This window comes from Paenibacillus sp. NAIST15-1 (assembly GCF_001894745.1).
Classification (GTDB): domain Bacteria; phylum Bacillota; class Bacilli; order Paenibacillales; family Paenibacillaceae; genus Paenibacillus_B; species Paenibacillus_B suaedae.
Genome location: NZ_BBYF01000021.1, coordinates 35,260 through 54,597, shown reverse-complemented (window position 1 = coordinate 54,597; position 19,338 = coordinate 35,260). Strand labels below are relative to the sequence as shown.

At 46.7% G+C, this 19,338-nt stretch carries 20 protein-coding genes and 1 pseudogene; 15 read left to right on the top strand and 6 right to left on the bottom strand.

Annotation, left to right across the window (positions count from 1 at the left end; genetic code table 11):
* Window positions 1-28 precede the first annotated feature (28 nt).
* Complete coding sequence (locus tag PBN151_RS27040; protein ID WP_072731712.1) at window positions 29-985, bottom strand: helix-turn-helix transcriptional regulator; 957 nt, start codon at window positions 983-985, stop codon at window positions 29-31.
* A gap of 190 nt (window positions 986-1,175) precedes the next feature.
* Between PBN151_RS27040 and PBN151_RS27035 the strand changes: the two are divergent.
* The 7 genes and pseudogenes from PBN151_RS27035 to PBN151_RS27005 form a co-directional block, all read left to right on the top strand.
* Window positions 1,176-1,426, top strand: a pseudogene (locus PBN151_RS27035) (dehydrogenase); the annotation flags it as partial.
* A gap of 165 nt (window positions 1,427-1,591) precedes the next feature.
* A complete protein-coding gene (locus PBN151_RS27030) occupies window positions 1,592-2,272 on the top strand; it encodes a DUF2625 family protein (RefSeq protein ID WP_227775133.1) in 681 nt (226 codons plus the stop codon).
* Window positions 2,269-3,273, top strand: coding sequence for a Gfo/Idh/MocA family protein (locus tag PBN151_RS27025; protein ID WP_072731709.1), 1,005 nt, complete (start codon window positions 2,269-2,271; stop codon window positions 3,271-3,273). The genes PBN151_RS27030 and PBN151_RS27025 overlap by 4 nt, the downstream gene beginning before the upstream one ends.
* Window positions 3,270-3,935 (top strand): HD domain-containing protein, encoded by a 666-nt coding sequence (locus PBN151_RS27020; RefSeq protein WP_072731708.1) that lies wholly within the window; start codon window positions 3,270-3,272, stop codon window positions 3,933-3,935. The genes PBN151_RS27025 and PBN151_RS27020 overlap by 4 nt, the downstream gene beginning before the upstream one ends.
* Window positions 3,916-4,116, top strand: coding sequence for a hypothetical protein (locus tag PBN151_RS27015; protein ID WP_139295435.1), 201 nt, complete (start codon window positions 3,916-3,918; stop codon window positions 4,114-4,116). Before PBN151_RS27020 ends, PBN151_RS27015 begins: the two co-directional genes overlap by 20 nt.
* A 10-nt stretch (window positions 4,117-4,126) precedes the next feature.
* Window positions 4,127-4,501, top strand: a complete 375-nt coding sequence (locus PBN151_RS27010; protein WP_072731705.1) for a phosphotransferase — start codon at window positions 4,127-4,129, stop codon at window positions 4,499-4,501.
* A 29-nt stretch (window positions 4,502-4,530) separates the two neighbouring features.
* Window positions 4,531-5,205, top strand: coding sequence for an O-methyltransferase (locus PBN151_RS27005; protein WP_072731703.1), 675 nt, complete (start codon window positions 4,531-4,533; stop codon window positions 5,203-5,205).
* Window positions 5,206-5,311: 106 nt separating this feature from the next.
* Here the strand turns inward: PBN151_RS27005 and PBN151_RS27000 are convergent, their stop codons facing one another.
* Window positions 5,312-6,193: a LysR family transcriptional regulator gene (locus PBN151_RS27000; protein WP_072731702.1), complete on the bottom strand. Its 882-nt coding sequence runs from the start codon at window positions 6,191-6,193 to the stop codon at window positions 5,312-5,314.
* A gap of 128 nt (window positions 6,194-6,321) precedes the next feature.
* Here PBN151_RS27000 and PBN151_RS26995 point away from each other — a divergent pair, with 128 nt between their 5' ends.
* The 4 genes from PBN151_RS26995 (at window position 6,322) to PBN151_RS26980 (ending at window position 9,779) form a co-directional block, all read left to right on the top strand.
* A complete protein-coding gene (locus tag PBN151_RS26995; RefSeq protein WP_072731773.1) occupies window positions 6,322-7,221 on the top strand; it encodes a DMT family transporter in 900 nt (299 codons plus the stop codon).
* 129 nt (window positions 7,222-7,350) lie between these two features.
* On the top strand, window positions 7,351-7,695 hold the full coding sequence (locus PBN151_RS26990) for a YojF family protein (RefSeq protein WP_021253524.1): 345 nt from the start codon (window positions 7,351-7,353) through the stop codon (window positions 7,693-7,695).
* Window positions 7,696-7,763: 68 nt separating this feature from the next.
* Complete coding sequence (bshB2, locus tag PBN151_RS26985) at window positions 7,764-8,420, top strand: bacillithiol biosynthesis deacetylase BshB2 (protein WP_072731701.1); 657 nt, start codon at window positions 7,764-7,766, stop codon at window positions 8,418-8,420.
* Window positions 8,421-8,528: 108 nt separating this feature from the next.
* Entirely contained in the window at window positions 8,529-9,779 is a 1,251-nt protein-coding gene (locus tag PBN151_RS26980) for a TolB-like translocation protein (protein ID WP_072731699.1), read from the top strand.
* 110 nt (window positions 9,780-9,889) lie between these two features.
* On the opposite strand, the gene PBN151_RS31565 is transcribed toward PBN151_RS26980, so the two are convergent.
* Window positions 9,890-10,318: a hypothetical protein gene (locus PBN151_RS31565; RefSeq protein WP_175560812.1), complete on the bottom strand. Its 429-nt coding sequence runs from the start codon at window positions 10,316-10,318 to the stop codon at window positions 9,890-9,892.
* Between the two features lie 235 nt (window positions 10,319-10,553).
* On the opposite strand from PBN151_RS31565, the gene PBN151_RS26970 reads away from it, so the two are divergent.
* The 3 genes from PBN151_RS26970 to PBN151_RS26960 are packed head-to-tail and all read left to right on the top strand — an operon-like array spanning window position 10,554 to window position 13,826.
* Window positions 10,554-11,519 (top strand): sugar phosphate nucleotidyltransferase, encoded by a 966-nt coding sequence (locus tag PBN151_RS26970; protein ID WP_072731695.1) that lies wholly within the window; start codon window positions 10,554-10,556, stop codon window positions 11,517-11,519.
* Between the two features lie 5 nt (window positions 11,520-11,524).
* The gene (locus PBN151_RS26965; protein ID WP_072731694.1) at window positions 11,525-12,820 is read left to right on the top strand and encodes a UDP-glucose dehydrogenase family protein; all 1,296 of its coding nucleotides are present in this window, start codon (window positions 11,525-11,527) and stop codon (window positions 12,818-12,820) included.
* A 55-nt stretch (window positions 12,821-12,875) separates the two neighbouring features.
* Window positions 12,876-13,826 carry an NAD-dependent epimerase/dehydratase family protein gene (locus PBN151_RS26960; RefSeq protein ID WP_072731692.1) on the top strand — a complete coding sequence of 317 codons (951 nt, stop codon included), beginning with the start codon at window positions 12,876-12,878 and terminating at the stop codon, window positions 13,824-13,826.
* A gap of 50 nt (window positions 13,827-13,876) precedes the next feature.
* Here the strand turns inward: PBN151_RS26960 and PBN151_RS26955 are convergent, their stop codons facing one another.
* From PBN151_RS26955 to PBN151_RS26945, 3 genes are read right to left on the bottom strand one after another with little or no spacing between them, the layout of a single operon-like run.
* Entirely contained in the window at window positions 13,877-15,013 is a 1,137-nt protein-coding gene (locus PBN151_RS26955) for a glycosyltransferase family 4 protein (protein WP_072731691.1), read from the bottom strand.
* A 20-nt stretch (window positions 15,014-15,033) separates the two neighbouring features.
* A complete protein-coding gene (locus PBN151_RS26950) occupies window positions 15,034-16,758 on the bottom strand; it encodes a CotS family spore coat protein (protein WP_072731689.1) in 1,725 nt (574 codons plus the stop codon).
* 16 nt (window positions 16,759-16,774) lie between these two features.
* Window positions 16,775-17,896: a glycosyltransferase gene (locus PBN151_RS26945; RefSeq protein ID WP_227775132.1), complete on the bottom strand. Its 1,122-nt coding sequence runs from the start codon at window positions 17,894-17,896 to the stop codon at window positions 16,775-16,777.
* 368 nt (window positions 17,897-18,264) lie between these two features.
* On the opposite strand from PBN151_RS26945, the gene PBN151_RS26940 reads away from it, so the two are divergent.
* Window positions 18,265-19,254 carry a phosphotransferase gene (locus PBN151_RS26940; RefSeq protein ID WP_072731686.1) on the top strand — a complete coding sequence of 330 codons (990 nt, stop codon included), beginning with the start codon at window positions 18,265-18,267 and terminating at the stop codon, window positions 19,252-19,254.
* Window positions 19,255-19,338: the final 84 nt, after the last annotated feature.

The window sequence follows — 19,338 nt, the reverse complement described above, 5'->3', positions numbered from 1 at the left end:
GAGGCGAGGGAGATTACAATGGAATGCTCTATTGTTCTCCCTCATAAGTTGACAGCATATTTCGTATTTCACTTATGACTTTGTCTCGAAGTTCTGCTGGTTTAAGAGCTTCCATAGCAGCACCAAATCCTAGGATTATCTCTGCTGCTGAATCAAGTGTATGGAACTCGACGTCTGCACATGACCAACCGTTATGATCGGGTTCGATATGCAACCATTTTACGTATCGTTCATGCTTAAGGCGCTGGAGTAATTCATCTCTTACACGAATTCGTGCGGAGTACCGAGGCAGGGTAGACGTAAATTGCTTCGTGGATTCCTCCCAATAGCGAGCCAGATCGAATCCGTCAGGACGAGCAAAGGCTTCATTCAAAACTTCTGCGTTGCGTATCCGTGAAATGCGATAGCTGCGGAATCCATCTTCTACTTGAGCCACGACATACCAAACCCCTCGTTTGGCAACTAATCCTAGCGGCATGATGTCTCGAACCACAGTACTGTCATGACGTTCATAGGTGATGCGGAGCTTATGCTGCATCCATACAGCCTCCTGAACGATTGATAAGCACTGAGTACCCTCTTCCGTTTGGCGCCATCCCGCTCCATCGATGTGTATACGTTCTCTAGCGATGTCGGCGTCTCTCCTCATTTCAATCGGACTTGCGGCAAGCAATTTATGATAAGCATTGTCGAGTTCTTGTCGAAGACCGAGATCGTCAACTAATGACGAGGATTTCATTAAGAGCAATGACATCAATTCTTGCGGCTTCATTCCCGTCAATTGCGTTCGGTACCCTTCTGACAAGGACCACCCTCCGTAGGAACCACGCTCAGCGTAAACGGGGATACCGGCGATACTGAGTGATTCCATATCCCGCATAATGGTTCGTTCGGAGACCTCTAATCGGTCGGCGAGGTCTCGGGTTGTCATCTTCCCGTAGCTTTGCAGCATGAGCAGAATCGACAGTAAACGATCAGCTCTCAAGCGAACTCATCCTTTCTTGGTTGCAAGGTGATCTTAGTGTATCATATCCAATATGACAGTTGCTGTCATATATGTCCCGATATAATGAGATCGAAGACATGTCGATTGAGGAGGACAATTCATGAAGCCATTACAAGACCAAGTTGCGGTAGTAGCAGGAGCAACCCGCGGGGCAGGCCGTGGGATTGCGGCGATGCTTGAACTCTTCGGTGTGACGAAGGAGAATTGGAAGGATGCGGTGAAGCAGGATCCGCATTTCATCATGGGGAAACACCGATGTATGTCGGAAGAGCAATTGCGGCGCTTGCGGCAGATCCGAACAAAATGGAAAAGACAGGGCAATCCCTTAGCTCGTGGGGGTTGTCTGACGAGTATGATTTCGTAGATGAGGATGGGAACCGACCTCACTGGGACAACTATGCTGCAGAACTTGGACTATAATCTGTCATACAGCAAGGGGAGCCTACCATTTCAAATTTAAGGCATTCATTTTGATTGACGGTCTTGGTTCATATAGCGCATAGTAGGACAGAGATATGAAACTGTAATAACGCTATTTGCACTTTCTATCAACAAGAATATCATGACGGAAAAGGGGATGAGATATTGAGCAGTGATGTGAATGGTGACGTGAACGTGAATGAGCAGACATGGAACGAGATACTCCGTATTTTTGACGAAGGAACCAACCGCATTAACGTCTTGTTCGTTGATCCTGCACGAGCACAGAATACAGTATCGAGTCTGCAAGTAAGCGAAAATAGTTATATAGGCGCGATTGCGCGTCATTCGGGAGGTGTCCTAGTAGATGGCGGTTGGATTAAGCTGCTTGGCTCCGGAAATGATGCTGTATTTGGCGATTTACTGAGCTGGAATGGCTTTGGTAATGACATTGGCATCACTCTGCTACATGGTGCATGCATAATTGCCTATGACTTGGCAGGTGGTTTCTTTGCCTTGAATGGCGGCGGCTTCGCTAGCGAAGGACATAACGTCTATTATTTTGCCCCGGATACATTAGAGTGGGAGGATACGGAATTGTCTTACTCCGATTTTTGTGAGTGGCTGGCCAACGGGGATTTGGAGCTTTTTTACCGAACATTCAGATGGAGTGGCTGGGAAAACGATATAGCAGCGCTGAAAGGAAATGAAGCAATCAGTTATTATCCACCGTTATGGACGGAAGAAGGCTCGGCGGAGCGCAGCAGCAGAAAAGCTGTCCCTGTTGCCGAATTATGGAACTTATACATACAACAACATGCAAATGGAATGGAGAACGAACAATGACGAAGGACAAGATCAAATTAGCTGTTGTAGGTTTAGGAAATATGGGGAGTTACATGATTCGAACCATTTCCAATCCAGGGTTGGCAGAAAAGGTGGAACTGGTTGCGATATGTGAGGCGAATGCGGCTGCACATGAACAATATCAGAAGGATTATCCGCATGTGCAGTACTATACAGACTATTCCAAAATGATAGAAGAATTGGATATCAATCTTCTATACGTATCTGTCCCTCCTGCCTATCATTATGATATCGTATGCGCGGCATTACGCAAAAAAATTCATGTCTTCTGTGAGAAGCCGCTTGCTAACAATTTACAAGAAGCTGCTGAATTGCTCAAGCTGGCAGAAGAAGCGAACGTTGTTCATGCTATTCATTTCTCGATGCCACACGAGCCATCTGTGAAACGAATGGAACGGATGATTAAGGAGCAGGCCATTGGAACGATTCGCAGTATGGAGCTTATCTTGCATTTTCCGACATGGCCGCGCAGCTGGCAGCATAATAGCTGGATTTCGACACGAGCACAGGGTGGATTCGTGTTAGAAGTAGGCGTTCACTGGATTAACGTTATACAGAAACTGTTCGGCACGATTACGCATGTACAGAGCGAGTTGGAACTGCCAGTGGATGAAGAACGCTGTGAAACAGGGATATACGCAAAAATGCTGCTGAACAGTGAGGTTCCGATCTATGTGAATGGCTTATCGGGCATGGCAGGCGCGGAACGTGTTTCGCTCGTTGTTTATGGCAGTGAAGGCACAATTGCCCTCGAAAACTGGAGTGAGCTGCATGCTGGAGCAATTGGACAGCCACTGGAGAAAGTTGCCGTTGAAGAAATCGAGCAAACTCCGATAGTCGCTCAGGTCATTCGGGCCATTCACGGAGAGCATGCCGATTATTTCGATTTTCGTGATGGGTATGAAGCTCAGGCTGTCCTGGAGGCGTTGCGACATCCGGCGTCGCCACAGCTTGCGGACATTCGGAAGGCAGCAGAATGAAGATGAACGAGGAGCAGCGAGGATGGATTGAACGAGCGGAGCAATATGTCCACGAAGAGCTGTGCCGCGACAGCAGCGGGCATGATTGGTGGCATATTGTTCGGGTAAGGCGCCTGGCAGTCCGCATTGCAGGTGAAGAAGGAGCGGACGTGCTCATATGTGAAATGGCGGCGCTGCTTCACGATGTGGCAGATGCCAAGCTTAATCCGGATCATGACAGCGGCTTGCAGAAAGTTGCACAGTGGCTGGAGTCAAATGGCGTCGAATCAAAGATTCGCGACAAAGTCCTTTCGATCATTGCGAATATGTCCTACAATGGCGGTCATAATCCGCCAATGGACTCGATTGAGGGACAAGTCGTGCAGGATGCAGACCGATTGGACGCAATGGGGGCAATCGGAATCGGACGCACATTCGCATATGCTGGATGGAAGGGTCACCTTATGCATGATCCCTACCTTGCTCCTAGGGAAGCGATGACCGAAAGCGAGTATAGGCAGCAGCCTTCCACGGCCATTAATCATTTCTCCGAGAAGCTGTTAAAGCTGAAGACGCTCATGAACACAAACAGCGGCAAACAATTGGCTCATAAGCGTCATCTTGTTATGGAAGAGTTCTTGGAGCAATTTCATAAGGAATGGAATGCAGAAGATGATAAGTGAGCCGTTATGGAGCAGTTGGATCAGTACGCTGGAGAGAGCCTATTCAATTGGACAGATCATACGTATCGAACCGTTAGCGAAGGGAACGAGTTCAGATGCCAAGCTAGTTGTGGCAAGCGATGGGAAATACGCGCTGCGCAAGCTAAAAAGCGAGCACGCAAGCAATTTCCTACCAGCATGAGAAGAATGGTATGATTCATGCCGACCTTGGCATGTGGAACGTCATATATACGCATTCAGGATGCCGCATCATTGATTTTGGTGAAGCGCGTTACGGCAATACTCATTTTGATCTTGCTGCCCTGCTGGATTCTAGTATGAAGTGGACTGACGAACAAGAAGATCGTATTAGGTCATTGCACAGTTTCATAGAGGGATATATGCTATACGGGAAGGTAGACGCTGACTTACTGCTAGAAAATATCCACCTCTGGATCATGAGAGGGGTGGTTGTGATCATAGATCGTTACGGTCTAGAGCGGTGTACCCATCAATATTGCAGCAAGAGTATGCAGAAGTTGACGCATATGAAAGAGATTGTAGAACGTCTCTATCTAAGCAGGTAAGAGTATATGAGTCAATAGGAGGCAAGGACATGAATCAACAAGATACATGGACAGCAGTTGATCATTACTTTAATCAGCAACTCATTCCTTCCGATCCTGTGCTGGAAGCAGTACTGGCTGATAATGCCGCTGCAGGCTTGCCGGCTCATGATGTATCGCCCAATCAAGGCAAACTGCTGCATCTTCTGGCCAAACTTCAAGGTGCTCGAACGATATTAGAAATCGGCACATTAGGCGGCTACAGCACGATATGGTTTGCCCGTGCACTGCCGCAGGACGGCCGGGTATACACGCTGGAAGCCAGTCTCAAGCACGCCGAAGTTGCACAATCGAACCTGCTGAACGCAGGCGTAGCGGATAAAGTGGAGATTCGAACAGGACTTGCCGCTGATTCGCTTGCTCAGCTTGACGAAGAAGCGCGCGGCCCATTCGATCTTATTTTTATTGATGCAGACAAGCAGGGCAATCCAGAATATTTGAAATGGGCGTTAAAGCTGTCCCGTCCGGGAACGCTCATTATCGGGGACAATGTCGTCCGCGGCGGCGCTGTCGTAGACGAGTATAGCGATGATCCAAGCGTATTAGGCGTGCGCAGCTTCTTCGAACTGATTGCTGCGGAGCCTCGCTTAAATGCTACAGCGATTCAAACCGTTGGAAGCAAAGGCTATGATGGATTTGTAATGGCCTTAGTAGTCGAAGAGTGAATAAAATGAAGAACAGCCCTGTTCTCAATTGAGGCAGGCCTGTTTGTGCTAGAAGCAAAATTGGAAGCATGTAGAGCCTTGATGGAATCAGAACAGAATCTGATTATCAAGGCTCTTCTTTGTGACAAAATAACTCCTGTGCTGTTCGTATGAACAATTGGACGGCAAGTGAACATTCCGTAAGGGAAGGGGCAGCTAAACAAATCTCTCTTCGTACCATCGGATCGAGCTCGCGTGTCACAATATGAGGAGGTGTAGTAATCAGCGATAATTCTGATAAAATGGCCACTCCCAGCCCTTCCTGGATCATATTGAGCAGAGCCCCCGTGTTATGAACGACAAACCTGATATTCATGCTGGTTTCCGTCTTCTCAAAAATGTCAATGATGGGGATTTCATTACCTCCCTTGCAAATGATGAGCGGTTCATCATTCAAATCTTGAATGCAAATAATGGGCTTGTGACATAAGGGATGATCTTCCCGCAAGAGTGCAACCATCTTGTCATTGTACAGTGGTATGGTCTCAAATTCGAAACTAGGCTCTGTAATAATGCCAATGTCTATCTCACGTGAAGCCAACCATTTTTTAACCTCGTTTATTGTCCCTTCATGCAATTCGATTTCCAACTGAGGAAATCTGTGCTCGATACGGCTAATAATCTTAGGTAAGAAAAAGGCAGATGCGGTTGGAAATGAGCCAATGCGGATCGTGCCTATCTCCAATCCCTTTTCAGCAGCAGCCTCTTGTTCCAGCTTCTCAATTCCAATCATAATGTCGCGAATATGGATGAGCATGCGCCTTCCTATATCTGTTAGAAGTATGCCGTTCTTTCGATCACGAATCAGAAGAGTAACGCCTAGATCGGCTTCCAAGCTTGAAATGGCACGGCTAACTGCAGGCTGCGTCATATGAAGAATATCTCCGGCTTTTGTAAAGCTGGAGGTTTCAGCTACGGTCAAAAAAGTACGCAATTGTGTAATGGTCATAACGATTTTGATATGCTCCTTATAACAATGATTCATTTTATTTATGCACATAAACAATATAACATGATACATGGAGGTGTAAGTAAACTTTTACAGATAGAATGGTAGGGAAGGAATGGATGAATATGATGAACCAGCTGTCCAAAGATAAAACGATTTTGCTGCTTGTCTTTCTTGTGATTATGTGGGGTGTGAACTGGCCTTTGACGAAAATAGGTCTTCAGTATGCGCCGCCATTGCTATTTGCGGGGCTGCGTACCTTTATCGGGGGGATGATCATTTTGCTCCTGCTTGCGCTGCCGCGATACAAAAGCCTGCGGCTCAAGGAAACGTGGCCCATTTATTTGGTGTCTGCCTTTTTGAATATTATGCTGTACTATGGACTTATGACATTCGGTTTGCTCTATACGCCGGCTGGGCTTTTTTCGGCAGTTGTATTTCTTCAGCCTGTTTTGCTGGGCGTGTTCTCATGGCTATGGCTGGGCGAATCGATGTATCCTAGAAAAATGTTCGGCTTAGTGCTTGGTTTCTTGGGTGTTGCCGTCATTTGTGCCTTTGGCATTATTGGGCATGCATCGGTAATTGGAATCGGTCTTGCACTTGGTACGGCACTTAGCTGGGCATTCGGAACCGTCTATATGAAGCGAATTAGCGAGCGTGTCGACTCCCTGTGGGTCGTATCGCTGCAGCAAACGATCGGAGGCTTGCTGCTAACGGGTTCGGGGGCATTCATTGAGAACTGGTCGGATATTGTATGGAACTTGTCGTTTATCTTGAATTTATTGTTTATATCTATTTTCGTCATCGCATTAGGCTGGCTTACTTACTTTGTGCTGATCGGGTCTGGGGAGGCCAGCAAGGTGGGGGCCTTTACTTTTTTAATTCCACTCATCTCGAATATCACAAGTGTCATATTTTTGCATGAACAATTCACGTTCAATTTGGTAGTAGGACTTGTCTTCATTTTGTTCAGCATATACCTTGTTAATGTGAAGTCGAGACGAGAAAGGTCATTAATTGCAAGCTAAAGCAGGGTTACGGTAGGATGCGGGTTGTTTGCGCGAATAGGTACGTAAGCTTTAACTTTATATGATACAATGAGAACTGAAATTCATATCATAAAGTCAGCGGTTAATTGATCCATGGAGGAACGAATCATGCAACTTATACAACCAGATCGCGTTCAACAGCAACTGCAAAGCTTACAGGATAAGTTGTTATATGCGCATCTTGAGATGACTACTGGTGCTTATGCGGCACATCGGGATAAATCAAAAATGACAGCATCCGTATTTTTTAAAAATGCCCCCGTCCGCTATTCACATGGCACATTGGCAGGAACAGGCCCTTATCGTATCGGCCTAAAGACAGAGCAAGGGTGGATTTATGCGGAAGGGCTGACACATTGGGAAGAGAGCGACGAGAAGCGCCTGATTATGGCTGGCCATGATTCGGAGGGACGTTTGCTTGTCAGCTTCATGCTTAGTGAGCAGCCATTCTAAGGAACAAGCCTTCTCACTGCTGATTGCGAATGATCATTATTAGGAGACAACTGAAGAGGGGACATCAAATGGAAACACAACAGCGTATTGTCGTCGTGCTGCCTCATCCCGATGATGAAGGGATTATGGCAGGTACATTGGCGAGACATATTCATCAAGGCATGACCGTTACTTATGCATGCTTGACATTGGGAGAGATGGGGCGGAACATGGGCAACCCTCTCTTTGCCAATCGGGTGACATTGCCGCTCATCCGCAAGCAAGAATTGCTGGAGGCGTGCAAGCGGATCGGAATCGAAGATGTCCGCATGTGGGGCTATCATGATAAAACAATTGAGTTCGAAGAGCAGGATAAGCTGTCGCAGAGAATTGCTGACTTGCTGCTAGAGCTTAAGCCGGCAATTGTATACACGTTCTATCCGGGTCATAGTGTGCATCCGGATCACGATGCAACCGGAGCTGCGGTCGTGCAAGCGGTGAAGCTGCTGCCTGAGAGCGAGCGCCCTAGGGTATTGTGCATCGCATTCTCTTCGAATCGCAAGGCTGTGTTAGGGGAGCCAAGCGTTGTGAATGATGTTAGTGACTTTGTCGAGCAGAAAATACACGCTATTCATGCACACCAATCGCAAGTGAGGTTCTTATTAGACAATGGAACGTTGGAAGATCCGGCATTTCGAGCTAAATATAGCAAGGAAGTATTCTGGGAATATCGGTTCGTCAATTAGTGCTTAACGCTTACGGACGTTTTTGTAAATGTATCCATGCATGATCTGGCCAACACATATGCTGTTCGCTTCAGTGGCACACTAAGGAAAATGATAAGTAGGTGTGTCATGAGAAAGTGCATACAAGCCATAGTTGTATTCGTGCTGCTGTTCGTATGGTCGACACCCTCTAGTGGATGGCCGACAAATTCGTCCTATACAGCTGCGTTTATTCGCAACAATGATTTATGGATAACTAGCGGCACACAAGAGACACAGATCACAACAGGGGAGTACATCCGGAATCCCAAATGGTCGCATGACGGGATGTGGGTCGCTTTTACAAAAGGCAAGGAAGAAAATGAGGTTTGGGTATACCATATGACTACGAAATCGCTTCGAAGAGTAGGAAAGGGTCAGAATATACAGTGGTCGCCCAAGCACAGCATAGTCGCATTTCAAACCGATTACACGCTTCGAATGGCCAATGTGGATACACCTAGCACCCCAATTGTGACAACGATAGAAGACAACATCGGGAACTATGCTTGGAATCCGAGCGGAAATGGTTTTTTGGTATCCACACTCTCTAAGCTGCTGCCAACTGGGAAATGGGAGGATATATTGTTATATCGTATTGGCCTAGACACCGAAACAGGTACACCCAATAAAGTACTGCTGTATCGGATTCCCAATCAAACTGATGATTTCTTTGCCGTGTTAACCAGCTCATTCAAATGGTCTCCTGATAGGAAATGGATCGCCTTTATCGCTGTTCCCACTGCTTCATTATCTGCAGATAGCAATACACTCTGCTTGCTGTCCTCAGATGGGACAACCTTTCTGAAAGTGGGAACCATGCTCCATGATGAAGAATGGTTCAACTGGGCACCAAGTGCAAATCAACTTGCTTATATTGCGGGTGAGGGAAGAGAAGCAACAAGCAATAAAAAATTGACCTTATTAAGCAGCTTGACACCAATGAAACAGCAAATCTATACTCCTGCGGGTAAAGTAGAGACTGGCTTCACTTGGTACAATGATCGTACAATTGTCGCGTCGAGAGCTGACGAAGCGTTGTGGTCAAGCGATGCGGAGAAGAGGCCGTTGCCTAAGCTTGTGAAGGTTGACCTTGATTCAGGGCAACAAGCGATGCTGTCGGCTCCCGCCATGGGATTCGGCGATTATGCGCCTGTGTTCGTGGAAGATGGAAGGAAGGTAGCGTGGATTCGAAGTAATCGTTCGACAGCAGATGTTATGTTGTCAAGACCTGATGGCAAGAATGCGCATGTGTGGATTCCAAATCTGACACTCGGGACCAATTACTATGAGCGATGGAATTGGAGCGAGGTATTTCAACCTTATGGGACGAGTGATTAGGGGGTTCCATCGGCACATCCAGCTCATGCATCGAGGGTTCTAGTCGAACGATGTAAAAAAGACGGGGAGTTCGCTCCTCGTCTTTTGTCTTGTCTATGTCGTAAACAATCTTATTTATCATCATCGTCTTCGTCTTCGTCATCATCATCATCGCTGTCATACTCATCGTCGTCATCATCATCGTCGCTGTCATACTCATCGTCGTCCTCGTCATCATCGTCGCTGTCAGACTCATCATCGTCCTCGTCATCATCGTCGTCGCTATAGGACTCATAGTCGTCATCGTCATCATCATCGTCGCTGTAGGCCTCATCATCGTCCTCGTCATCATCACCCAATTTAATGCCATTCTTCTCACCATTAACTAGCTCGACTTCGACATCCTCAACTTGATCCCAATCGATTTTTTCAAGAAAAGACGTAAGGTCACTGCCTTCATCTGCCTTAAATTCGACCTTCTCGCCGTCGGCATATTCGACTTCAACGCTATCGATATCCTCCAATTTTTTAATCTTGCTTACATATTCATTCTTACTCAATCGAATCAATCCTCTCTTGATTGAATTGGTAACGTTATGAGCGTTCCTTCTATTCTATGTTCATAACCTGCAAGGGTATGGACAAATAAAAGTGTTAGAGTGTGGAATTTTCATATGTTCGTAGTACAGATGGCAACCGTATATTTTCATCTATAAACCTCCAGAAGCCCTTACTTGGGAGAGTTGAGAATCATATAGTGATGTATGGCTGTTAACCGATAAAGGAGCGAGCAAAATGAAGGGGTTAATCCTCAGTGCTGGCAAGGGTTCACGGGTTCAACCATTTTCATTCACGACCCCTAAACCTTTGCTTCCCGTTGCCAATGTTCCGCTTCTCTATTACTGCATCGAAAAGCTTATAGAAGTGGGGATACGAGAGGTTGGAATCGTGATTCAACCTGGACACCATATGTTATTCCAGGAACAGTTGGGAAGAGGGGAACGTTGGGGAGTAGAGATTACGTATATTTTCCAATATACGCCTCTTGGTATTGCAGATGCAGTTAGACAGGCGGAAAGCTACATTGGCTGGAGTGATTTTGTACTTATGCTTGGAGATAATCTAATCACGGAGTCACTATCAGGACTCGTGGAAGTTGTAGCGCACAAAAAACACGATGCGTGCATGCTACTAGGACAGGTTGCTCAGCCACAAGATTATGGAATCGTAGAAGTTAGGGATGATCAAGTAGTAGGGCTAGAAGAGAAGCCGAAGCATCCCAAATCAAATTTAGCTTCTCTCGGGGCATATGTGTTCACTGCGCAGATATTTCAAGCTGTACGTTCGATAACTCCCTCTCCGAGAGGAGAATATGAGATTACACACGCCATTCAATGGTTGATAGACCATCAATTCTCAATTGGCTATGCGATTACGGATAAGAACCATACTGATATTGGAACGATAGGACGATGGCTGGAGGCGAACCAATGGGTACTGGAAGACATAGGAGAGAAAGACCTCCATGATTTGCGGTTGCGATATCCCGGATGTCGCCTGATCCCACCAGTTGTAATCGATTCTACCAGTGAATTGAAGGACTGTATCATAGGCCCCTATGTAACTATCGGTCCAAGAGCTAAGATCAATCACTGCAGCATCGAGAACAGCATTGTGCTTCAGGATGTCAGCATCACGAATGTACAACTTAACAATGTGATCGCGAATCAACACGCTATCGCATCACCGTCCGGGGGGTGAACAGCATGGATATTTTAGTAGTAGGTCTAGGGTATGTCGGAACAACGACAGCTCTTGCTTTTGCTGAAAATGGTTGGAAAATAGCCGGATTTGATACGGATCATTCAAAGCTCTGTTCCTTAGAGAAGGGAGATCTTCCTTTCTACGAGCCTGGTCTAGGAGAACTGCTGCAGAAGTATGTGGATCAGGGCAATATCCAATTTGTAAGCGATGCTAAGGAAGCGATTGAGAAGCATCACATTCTTTTTATTTGTGTGGGTACACCGTCACGAGAAGACGGGAGTGCTGATCTAACATATATACAGCAGGTGTCCGAATGGATTGGCGAACATATGCAAGAACACAAAGTCATTGTAGTCAAAAGTACAGTGCCAGTGGGTACTCAGAAACGTATCAAGGAATGGGTTGCTAACAAGCAAACCAAACCAATCTCATTCGACGTCGTATCCAATCCCGAATTCCTCCGAGAAGGCAGTGCACTTCATGACGCGCTCCATCCTGATCGAATTATTCTAGGCAGCGATTCGCAAGCTGCGGCCGATGTAGTAAGCAGCCTGTACCGAAGGTATACGTGTCCAATCATTCGAACAGAGCCATCTACTGCAGAGCTCATCAAATATGCCTCTAATGCTTTTCTCGCGACCAAAATTTCCTATGTAAACGAACTGGCTAGACTGTGTGATCAATGTGGTGTATCGATAACAGATGTAGCACAAGGGATGGGGTTGGATCCTCGAATCGGTTCTTCCTTTTTACGAGCAGGCATCGGCTACGGTGGTTCGTGCTTCCCTAAAGACGTCAATGCATTACTGAGCACAGCGGAACAGTATGGCATTCATCTAGGCTTGTTAGAGAAAGTAGTTCACATTAATCGAACGCAGTATGCTTATTTTCTTACGAAGCTGACCGCGAAGCTCGGCACCCTTGATGGAAAAAAGGTCGCAATCCTCGGACTGGCCTTTAAACCAGGAACGGATGATTTACGAGAAGCGCCTTCGCTAGCGATCATTACCCAATTATGGAACAGTGGTGCCACTATAAGCGTTCATGATCCCGTCGCTGCACTTCCTCCCAACTATCCAACAGCTCGGTTGACACAGTATTCTCATATTTTGGATGCATTGCACAATGCGGATGCAGCTATCATTTGCACCGAGTGGGCGGTATACGAATCTATGAATTGGAGTGAGGCCCTCCCTATCATGCGAACTCCTATTCTGTTAGATGGCCGAAATATGCTCAGAGCAAAAGAGATGCAAGCAATTGGATACGATTATGAAGGAGTGGGTGGGCACAAATAGAGAGAAGAGTATGAAATGTTCCGTTAGAAATAGACAAGGAGGAGAGTAGTCGAATATGTATATATTGGTGACGGGAGCTGCTGGATTCATCGGCTCCCATCTCTGTGAACGGCTGCTGCTGGACGAACATGTACACGTTATTGGCGTTGATGGCTATATTGACTCGTCCACACCGCGCCCTCAGAGGGAACTCAATCTAAGTTCATTGCGAACTCATGATAGATTTACCTTTCATGAAACAAATTTATTGCAATCTAATAATGAACTGCTGCTGAAGGATGTCGACGTCGTGTGCCACCTCGCAGGCATGCCGGGCGTGAGATCGAGCTGGGGGCCGGATTTTCTTCACTATGCCTCTCACAATATCGTGGCAACACAGCGGCTGTTGGAAGCATGCAAGTCGAGCCCGGTACGCAAATTTATCTATGCCTCTACGTCATCCGTGTATGGAGATAAGACGGGGAGAGTGGATGAAGGGGCGATCACAGATCCATTGTCGCCGTATGGCGTCAGCAAATTGACTGGGGAGAACCTGTGCCGCGTATATTTGCATAATGATGGGATTCCCGTAACGATACTTCGCTTTTTTACTGTATATGGGCCAAGACAGCGTCCTGATATGGCCTTTCACCGCTTTATTCGTCAAATGATTCACGGTGAACCGATAACCTTATTTGGTGATGGAAGCCAAACACGCGACTTTACTTATGTATCCGATTGTGTTGAGGGAATTGCAGCCGCTGTTCATACGGATGGTATTCTGGGACAAATATTGAATATTGGCGGCAAGCAGCGAGCGTCAATTATGGATTGCATTCATATGTTGCAGCAGCTGATTCCACATCAAGCAGGCATTCAATATATGGGAAGAACTTATGGGGAGCCAAGCCACACATGGGCAGATATCAGTAAGGCGCAGAAGCTGCTCGCTTACGATCCACAAATCGATCTGCTACAGGGGCTAGAGCGGGAGGTTGCATCGATTCGACAATTGTATGGACTATAACGGAGGAGGTGGCGCCGAGTTGCCGGCGCCACAGTTATGACAGCAGTAAATCAACCCCATACCTCTAATATTTCTTGAGCGACACGCTGCCAGACGAACCGTGTCTCAGCAATTCTTCTTCCTCGCAGCCCCATTTGTCTGCATTCATCCATATTAGCAAGAAGATGATTCAGCTTATTCGCATATTCTAGTGGATTCTCTGGGTCTTCAACTAGAAGACCATTTCCCTGAAGAATCACTTCAGGATTACCGCCGCGAGAGGTCGTAAGGAATGGAAGGCCTGCTGCCATCGCTTCATAATGTACTCTCGCGAGTGGTTCATTCCATATTGAGGTGCATACGAATATATCTGCTGCACAGAACCAGCGATGGACTTCGTTCGCCTGCACATAGCCGGTCGTAATCACTGGAACAGGAGAGCGAGCTGCAATTGCTCTTACGTAACCAATATAGTCACTGACTTTATTATCGCTGTACCATGCGCCGCCAACTACGACTAATACAGCATCTGAATGCTTCAGATGGGACATCGCACGGACAAGCACATGGGGGCCTTTATTGCGAGATAGCCGCCCAACAAATAAAATGACTTTCTTCGAACTCAGCTGGTACTCTGTACGAAGGCTATTGCGTGCCTGACGAGCATAATCGGATTCAACCCAAGGAGCGAATAGGGAGAGGTCTGCTGCGGAATATATTGTACGTATTTTCGCTGCGGCGTGAGGGTGATATCTGCATATTTCCTGTCCTATATAATTGCTTATGGTAATAATGGCATCCGTTTGTTCGACAACGGCTCTTCCTTCTTCCGGATGAATCTTGCCAGGATGGAACATGTCATTGTGCATACTTAAGACGATTCGGGCATGAGGTGCTGTACTCCGCACGGGGAGAACAAGCCGTGGACGATTAAAGATATGGATCAGATCGTATTGCTTGCTATTCTGAGCGAGAAATCGAATAACTCCTTCGGCATATACCTCGAATAGTCCCTCCGAAGGAATGCGAACATACCGAATCCCATCGACAACTTCAACATCAGGCAGTTCTGGATCCGATCTGCCGACTATCGTAAGGTGATGCCTCTGGCTCAACAGCGAGCTTACTCCTCCGATATAGGTCTGAATGGCGCCGCCCCTAATATTCGGGACAGGAAGCTTCTCCGTACAGATCATTAAGATGTTCATGCCGTATGCTTCCTCCTGTCTTATCCCGTTTTACCGGAACGTGATTTTTTTCTAGATTTGCGTATCGCTGCTGCACGAGAGATACGCTTCTTCCGACCGGCGAAAGAGCGGGACAACTTTGTTCTCTTGATTCGGCGCAGGATCGAAGATTTTTGGCGGCGCTTGCGGCGAATAGCAAGACGTCTTCGCGTAAGCACTCTTCTTGAGCGGTGGCGGCGTATTCTTCTACGCTTGCGGCGAGCAGTTCTACGGCGGCGGACGGCATAGATCGTATCAGGAGTAAGAGTGAGAGTAGGGAAGAGCGGAAGCGCTTCATTAGCGGAAGCGGCAACGGCTGTCTCCTCGGCGTGAAGCTGTTGTGCTGGGGCATCTTGAGAGCTGGCTGCATCAATGGATTCAACTGGTAAAAGGCTCGATGCTTCATTCTCGAATTGATCAACGGCATTAGGTATTAGAGTAGATATTGCATCAGGTGCAAGTTCTCCGTCTGGCTGAAGAGCAGGATCAGATGGTTGTTCGGGCAGCGAAGGAAGCTTGTCGAATACAAGTTCTCCGTTAGCATATTCGATATCAGGCATGGTAAACTGCCACATTGATGATTCGGGAACTTGCGAATAATCTCCGGGTTCATAATTTTCGATGTCGCCAGCAAGCTCGTTTAGTGCCTGCCATTTGGTGCTTTCTGTAGCAAGTACACGTTGCAGAATACTTTCCAATTCCATACTCATGAAGGTGGTTGGGTCAAATACGATTTCTTTGACATGCTTATAGAATTCGTTCGGGAACGCCATATCCAAGCATAGCAGCTCGAACGTTTCTCGATCCATTGGGTTCGCTTCATGATAAGCGCCTATCATTCCGCGAATCCAGGTTGTATCCCAGCAGCCCATATCATCCATCGTACTTGTAATCAGTTTGCGTAAATCACGAAAAGGAAGGTCGTATGCGACCCCGTCCAAGTCAATAACCCATATTCCACCTGGGCCCATTTGGCCATTAGACCATCCGTAGTCTTGATGCACTAATCCCCAATAGGGTTCTCCCATTGCCACCATTTTGAAATATTTCGATACATTCAGCAATCGATCTAATGTCTCTTTGGCCTGAGTTTCAAAACTATCTACGACTTCGAGTAGTTTCTGACTGACAGGAAATTCGGTATAAACGGCGGCAATGTCACGGAACCAGCCGATTTTGGAGATGATCTTCTCATAATATGCTGGCCATGTGTATAGTCTTGAGGACTTGCCGGCACCTGAAGGAGGAATGTATCCTTTCGAGAACTTATGGAATTCACCGAGACCGTAGCAGAGAAGAGCAGCTCCTTCTAAGTCAACCTTCGACACAGGCTGCATGGGCTCAACCCAGTCCGTTACAATCCACAGCTTTCCGCCAGTCTCAACATAGATATCGTTCTCAACCGTCCGGATGAGGGCGGGTACGCGAGCACCTTGCTCAACCAGATATTGCTGTGCACCGATGCTGAATAGACTGCGAGCAGGAGTACGATGAAGGACTTTAAGGCTTCGTGGCCCATGATTCGTTTCAATTCGCCAGATCGCACCGCCCTTGTCAGGTTTAGAGGTAATCAGCACCATGCTGGACACTTGCATATCATATTTCGTTATCACATAACGTGCTGCTTCTTCAACCTCAGGAGGCACATATTGTTCCAGAATCGTGCCGGGTGGTACGGTATCAATAAGATGTTCCCACGGTTCTATATGAAATTGAACCAACGGCATTCCCTCCACATCGATTTTAGTCACGCTTAGGAAATAGTAATTGACGATACACATCCAGCATTTTACTTGTGATTTGTGCGACATGGAATCTTTGCATGACGAATGTTCGTCCGGACTGAACCATCGCATTCTTTTCTTCGAAGTCCATATTCCAGATTCGTTCAATATGTGCCGTCAATAGTCCCTTCGGTACGGAATTGGCAGCATGGTGATCCCCGAACCAAGAGTTCCACGCTTGTTCATAACAGCTTGCATCTACGACCCCAAGATAACCTTTACTCCCCGAACAAATAAGAGGACGTTGACAGGCCATTGCTTCTAATGCGATGCGCCCCGTACCGATCACACAATCGCTTATGGCGTAACAAGCCCTCATATTCAGCATTTCTCCCGGATAGATGATGAAGGAATCCCCAGTTCGGTGACGTTCCTGTTTGACGAGCTTCTCGACTTGTTCTTGATGGATGCCGCCGCCTACAATCAGAAGGACAATTGAGCTTCCTGATTTTTTGCGTAGTGCAGATGTCGCTTGGATGACGTCTTTGCATATATCTGCCTTCTCCCATGTTAGACGGCCTACATACATGACAACGAAGGCATTATTCGGAATGCCCAGTTTTCTTCGCAAATACTGCTGATAGGCTTCGGGGTAACTGCTGAATTCCACTGCATCGAGTCCATTCGGGATAAGATGGGACGTAATGCCATCCATGTTCAGTGCGTGCTCGATCGCGGGACTGACACTTACAAAAGTGGTATTTGGCTTCAACTTCTGCATGTGCGACGCATCATAATAACAGCCATGAACGGTAAAGACAAAGGGGATATTCATCTCCTCAGCTGCGCGCTTAGCGAGCTCTCCGGAAGGGTATTGATGCGCGTGTATAATTTGAATGCGTTCCGTGCTAATAATCATTTTTAATACATCGAGATGCAGCTTTGCATTTTGGACATCAGGCTCATAATTATCAAGCACGAAATCAACCTCATAGTACGCACAGCCGAGACCAATGAAGGAATCCATTATCTTGCCTCGCTTGCCTGCTACCGCTACGACTGCCCCGCTCCGAATAAGCTCTCGCGTCAATGAGAGTGTGTAAGTCTCGGTTCCTCCAATATTGAATTGATCGATGATCATTAATATACGCGGCGGCCACTGTACAGGAGGGGGGCGATATAAGGGGGAAGCAGGTTCTGAAAGGGTAACCGAAGTAGAGTGTCGTGTGGTATTGAAAATCTTTTTGCGTCTAGGATTTTCGCGCTTTCTTTGATTCTTTGTTACATTCGGTGTCCGTTTTTTTCTCTGCATTGATTCACGCCCTTTATAAGGGGATTAGCGTATAGTATATTCATATGTCATAGGAACAAAAGTGAAAGGTACAATCGTATATTTTGGAATTTGTCCTGCTTATTCCACCATTGTAATGCCAAAACTAAAGAAGTTTCGAATATAGTGAATAGCAGAGTCTACTTGCTTCGGTTAAGCAAGAAGAAGGAGATGTGAGTATGGAGCCATCACTCGATATGATCACAGACGAATCGCTGCGAACAGCAGCAGCTATCGATTTCGTTTGTCAACATTTCTCCTTAGGGGAATTGGTAGGCATAGGAGATAGGTTAAAAGGCTCATATAATATTAATCTGAAAATAACGACAACAAATGGGGAATTCGTTGTACGTTTTATTAGCTCATCCGTAAGTGAAGCTCACCTTCAATATGTCTCGAAGCTGCTTGCGAAGCTAGAGAATGAAGGGATTCCTGTACCTCGTCCTGTTCAGGATGAGAAGGGTATGAGCTTTGTAGAGCTTGATGGGAAGCGGGTTCAAGTTACGCCATTTGTACAAGGCAGATCGTTCTTGTGCCGGGAGCAGCAAGTGCATTCGAGTGCAAGTATGCTTCGGAGATTCCATCATATTCTGGGAGATGAGCCGCCGGGCCCACTTCCTGAGTGGTCATTCTACCATAAGAGCAGCGATTTAAGGGAACGGTTGAGCCGGCTTCGAGAATTGCCGACAATTCCTAGCAAGGAGCATGCAGAAGTATCGCGTGTCATGAACCGAGTACTTCATAAATACGACAAAGATGCATCGTTGCTGCCTCGGACAATCATCCACGGTGATTGGCATTTCTGGAATCAGAAGTACATTCGCAATGAAGTGAGCTGTGTGCTGGATTTTGATTTTGTACGGAACGGAACACGCCTCTTCGACATTGCCTATTCGATATGGGTAATCTACTTATTGCTGCCGAATTATGCGAGTACCTTCGACGCCCGTTTTCTGGCTGGATATGGGAAGCTGTCCGATATTGAGATATACTTGCTCCCTGCTGCTGTGTCTCGAATTAGTTTGTTTTTCCTATGCCAATCCATTCATTCCACAGAACCCGATGTAAAATGGAAGCATCAATATAGGAAGCAGATGCCGTTTCTGGAATGGATGGAGAAAGAGGGGAAGTCTAGGATTCGAAGCTTGGCTTCAGCAGTTCAAGCATAGGTTGACAAATCCGGTCACAGCGCACAAAATGGGCAGTACTCGTTACATGAAGCGAATACAGCTTAGCTAAGCAGGTGGTTGATC

What these genes read in the sequence shown, in the direction of transcription:
- PBN151_RS27010 (WP_072731705.1), top strand. Translation starts at nt 4,127, where the DNA reads ATGATTCATGCCGACCTTGGCATGTGGAACGTCATATATACGCATTCA.
- PBN151_RS26965 (WP_072731694.1), top strand. Translation starts at nt 11,525, where the DNA reads ATGGATATTTTAGTAGTAGGTCTAGGGTATGTCGGAACAACGACAGCT.
- PBN151_RS26970 (WP_072731695.1), top strand. Translation starts at nt 10,554, where the DNA reads ATGAAGGGGTTAATCCTCAGTGCTGGCAAGGGTTCACGGGTTCAACCA.
- PBN151_RS26960 (WP_072731692.1), top strand. Translation starts at nt 12,876, where the DNA reads ATGTATATATTGGTGACGGGAGCTGCTGGATTCATCGGCTCCCATCTC.
- PBN151_RS26955 (WP_072731691.1), bottom strand. Translation starts at nt 15,013, where the DNA reads ATGAACATCTTAATGATCTGTACGGAGAAGCTTCCTGTCCCGAATATT.
- PBN151_RS27000 (WP_072731702.1), bottom strand. Translation starts at nt 6,193, where the DNA reads ATGACCATTACACAATTGCGTACTTTTTTGACCGTAGCTGAAACCTCC.
- PBN151_RS27025 (WP_072731709.1), top strand. Translation starts at nt 2,269, where the DNA reads ATGACGAAGGACAAGATCAAATTAGCTGTTGTAGGTTTAGGAAATATG.
- PBN151_RS27020 (WP_072731708.1), top strand. Translation starts at nt 3,270, where the DNA reads ATGAAGATGAACGAGGAGCAGCGAGGATGGATTGAACGAGCGGAGCAA.
- PBN151_RS26950 (WP_072731689.1), bottom strand. Translation starts at nt 16,758, where the DNA reads ATGCCGTTGGTTCAATTTCATATAGAACCGTGGGAACATCTTATTGAT.
- PBN151_RS26990 (WP_021253524.1), top strand. Translation starts at nt 7,351, where the DNA reads ATGCAACTTATACAACCAGATCGCGTTCAACAGCAACTGCAAAGCTTA.
- PBN151_RS26980 (WP_072731699.1), top strand. Translation starts at nt 8,529, where the DNA reads ATGAGAAAGTGCATACAAGCCATAGTTGTATTCGTGCTGCTGTTCGTA.
- PBN151_RS27005 (WP_072731703.1), top strand. Translation starts at nt 4,531, where the DNA reads ATGAATCAACAAGATACATGGACAGCAGTTGATCATTACTTTAATCAG.
- PBN151_RS26945 (WP_227775132.1), bottom strand. Translation starts at nt 17,896, where the DNA reads ATGATCATCGATCAATTCAATATTGGAGGAACCGAGACTTACACACTC.
- PBN151_RS26995 (WP_072731773.1), top strand. Translation starts at nt 6,322, where the DNA reads ATGAACCAGCTGTCCAAAGATAAAACGATTTTGCTGCTTGTCTTTCTT.
- bshB2 (WP_072731701.1), top strand. Translation starts at nt 7,764, where the DNA reads ATGGAAACACAACAGCGTATTGTCGTCGTGCTGCCTCATCCCGATGAT.
- PBN151_RS27015 (WP_139295435.1), top strand. Translation starts at nt 3,916, where the DNA reads ATGCAGAAGATGATAAGTGAGCCGTTATGGAGCAGTTGGATCAGTACG.
- PBN151_RS26940 (WP_072731686.1), top strand. Translation starts at nt 18,265, where the DNA reads ATGGAGCCATCACTCGATATGATCACAGACGAATCGCTGCGAACAGCA.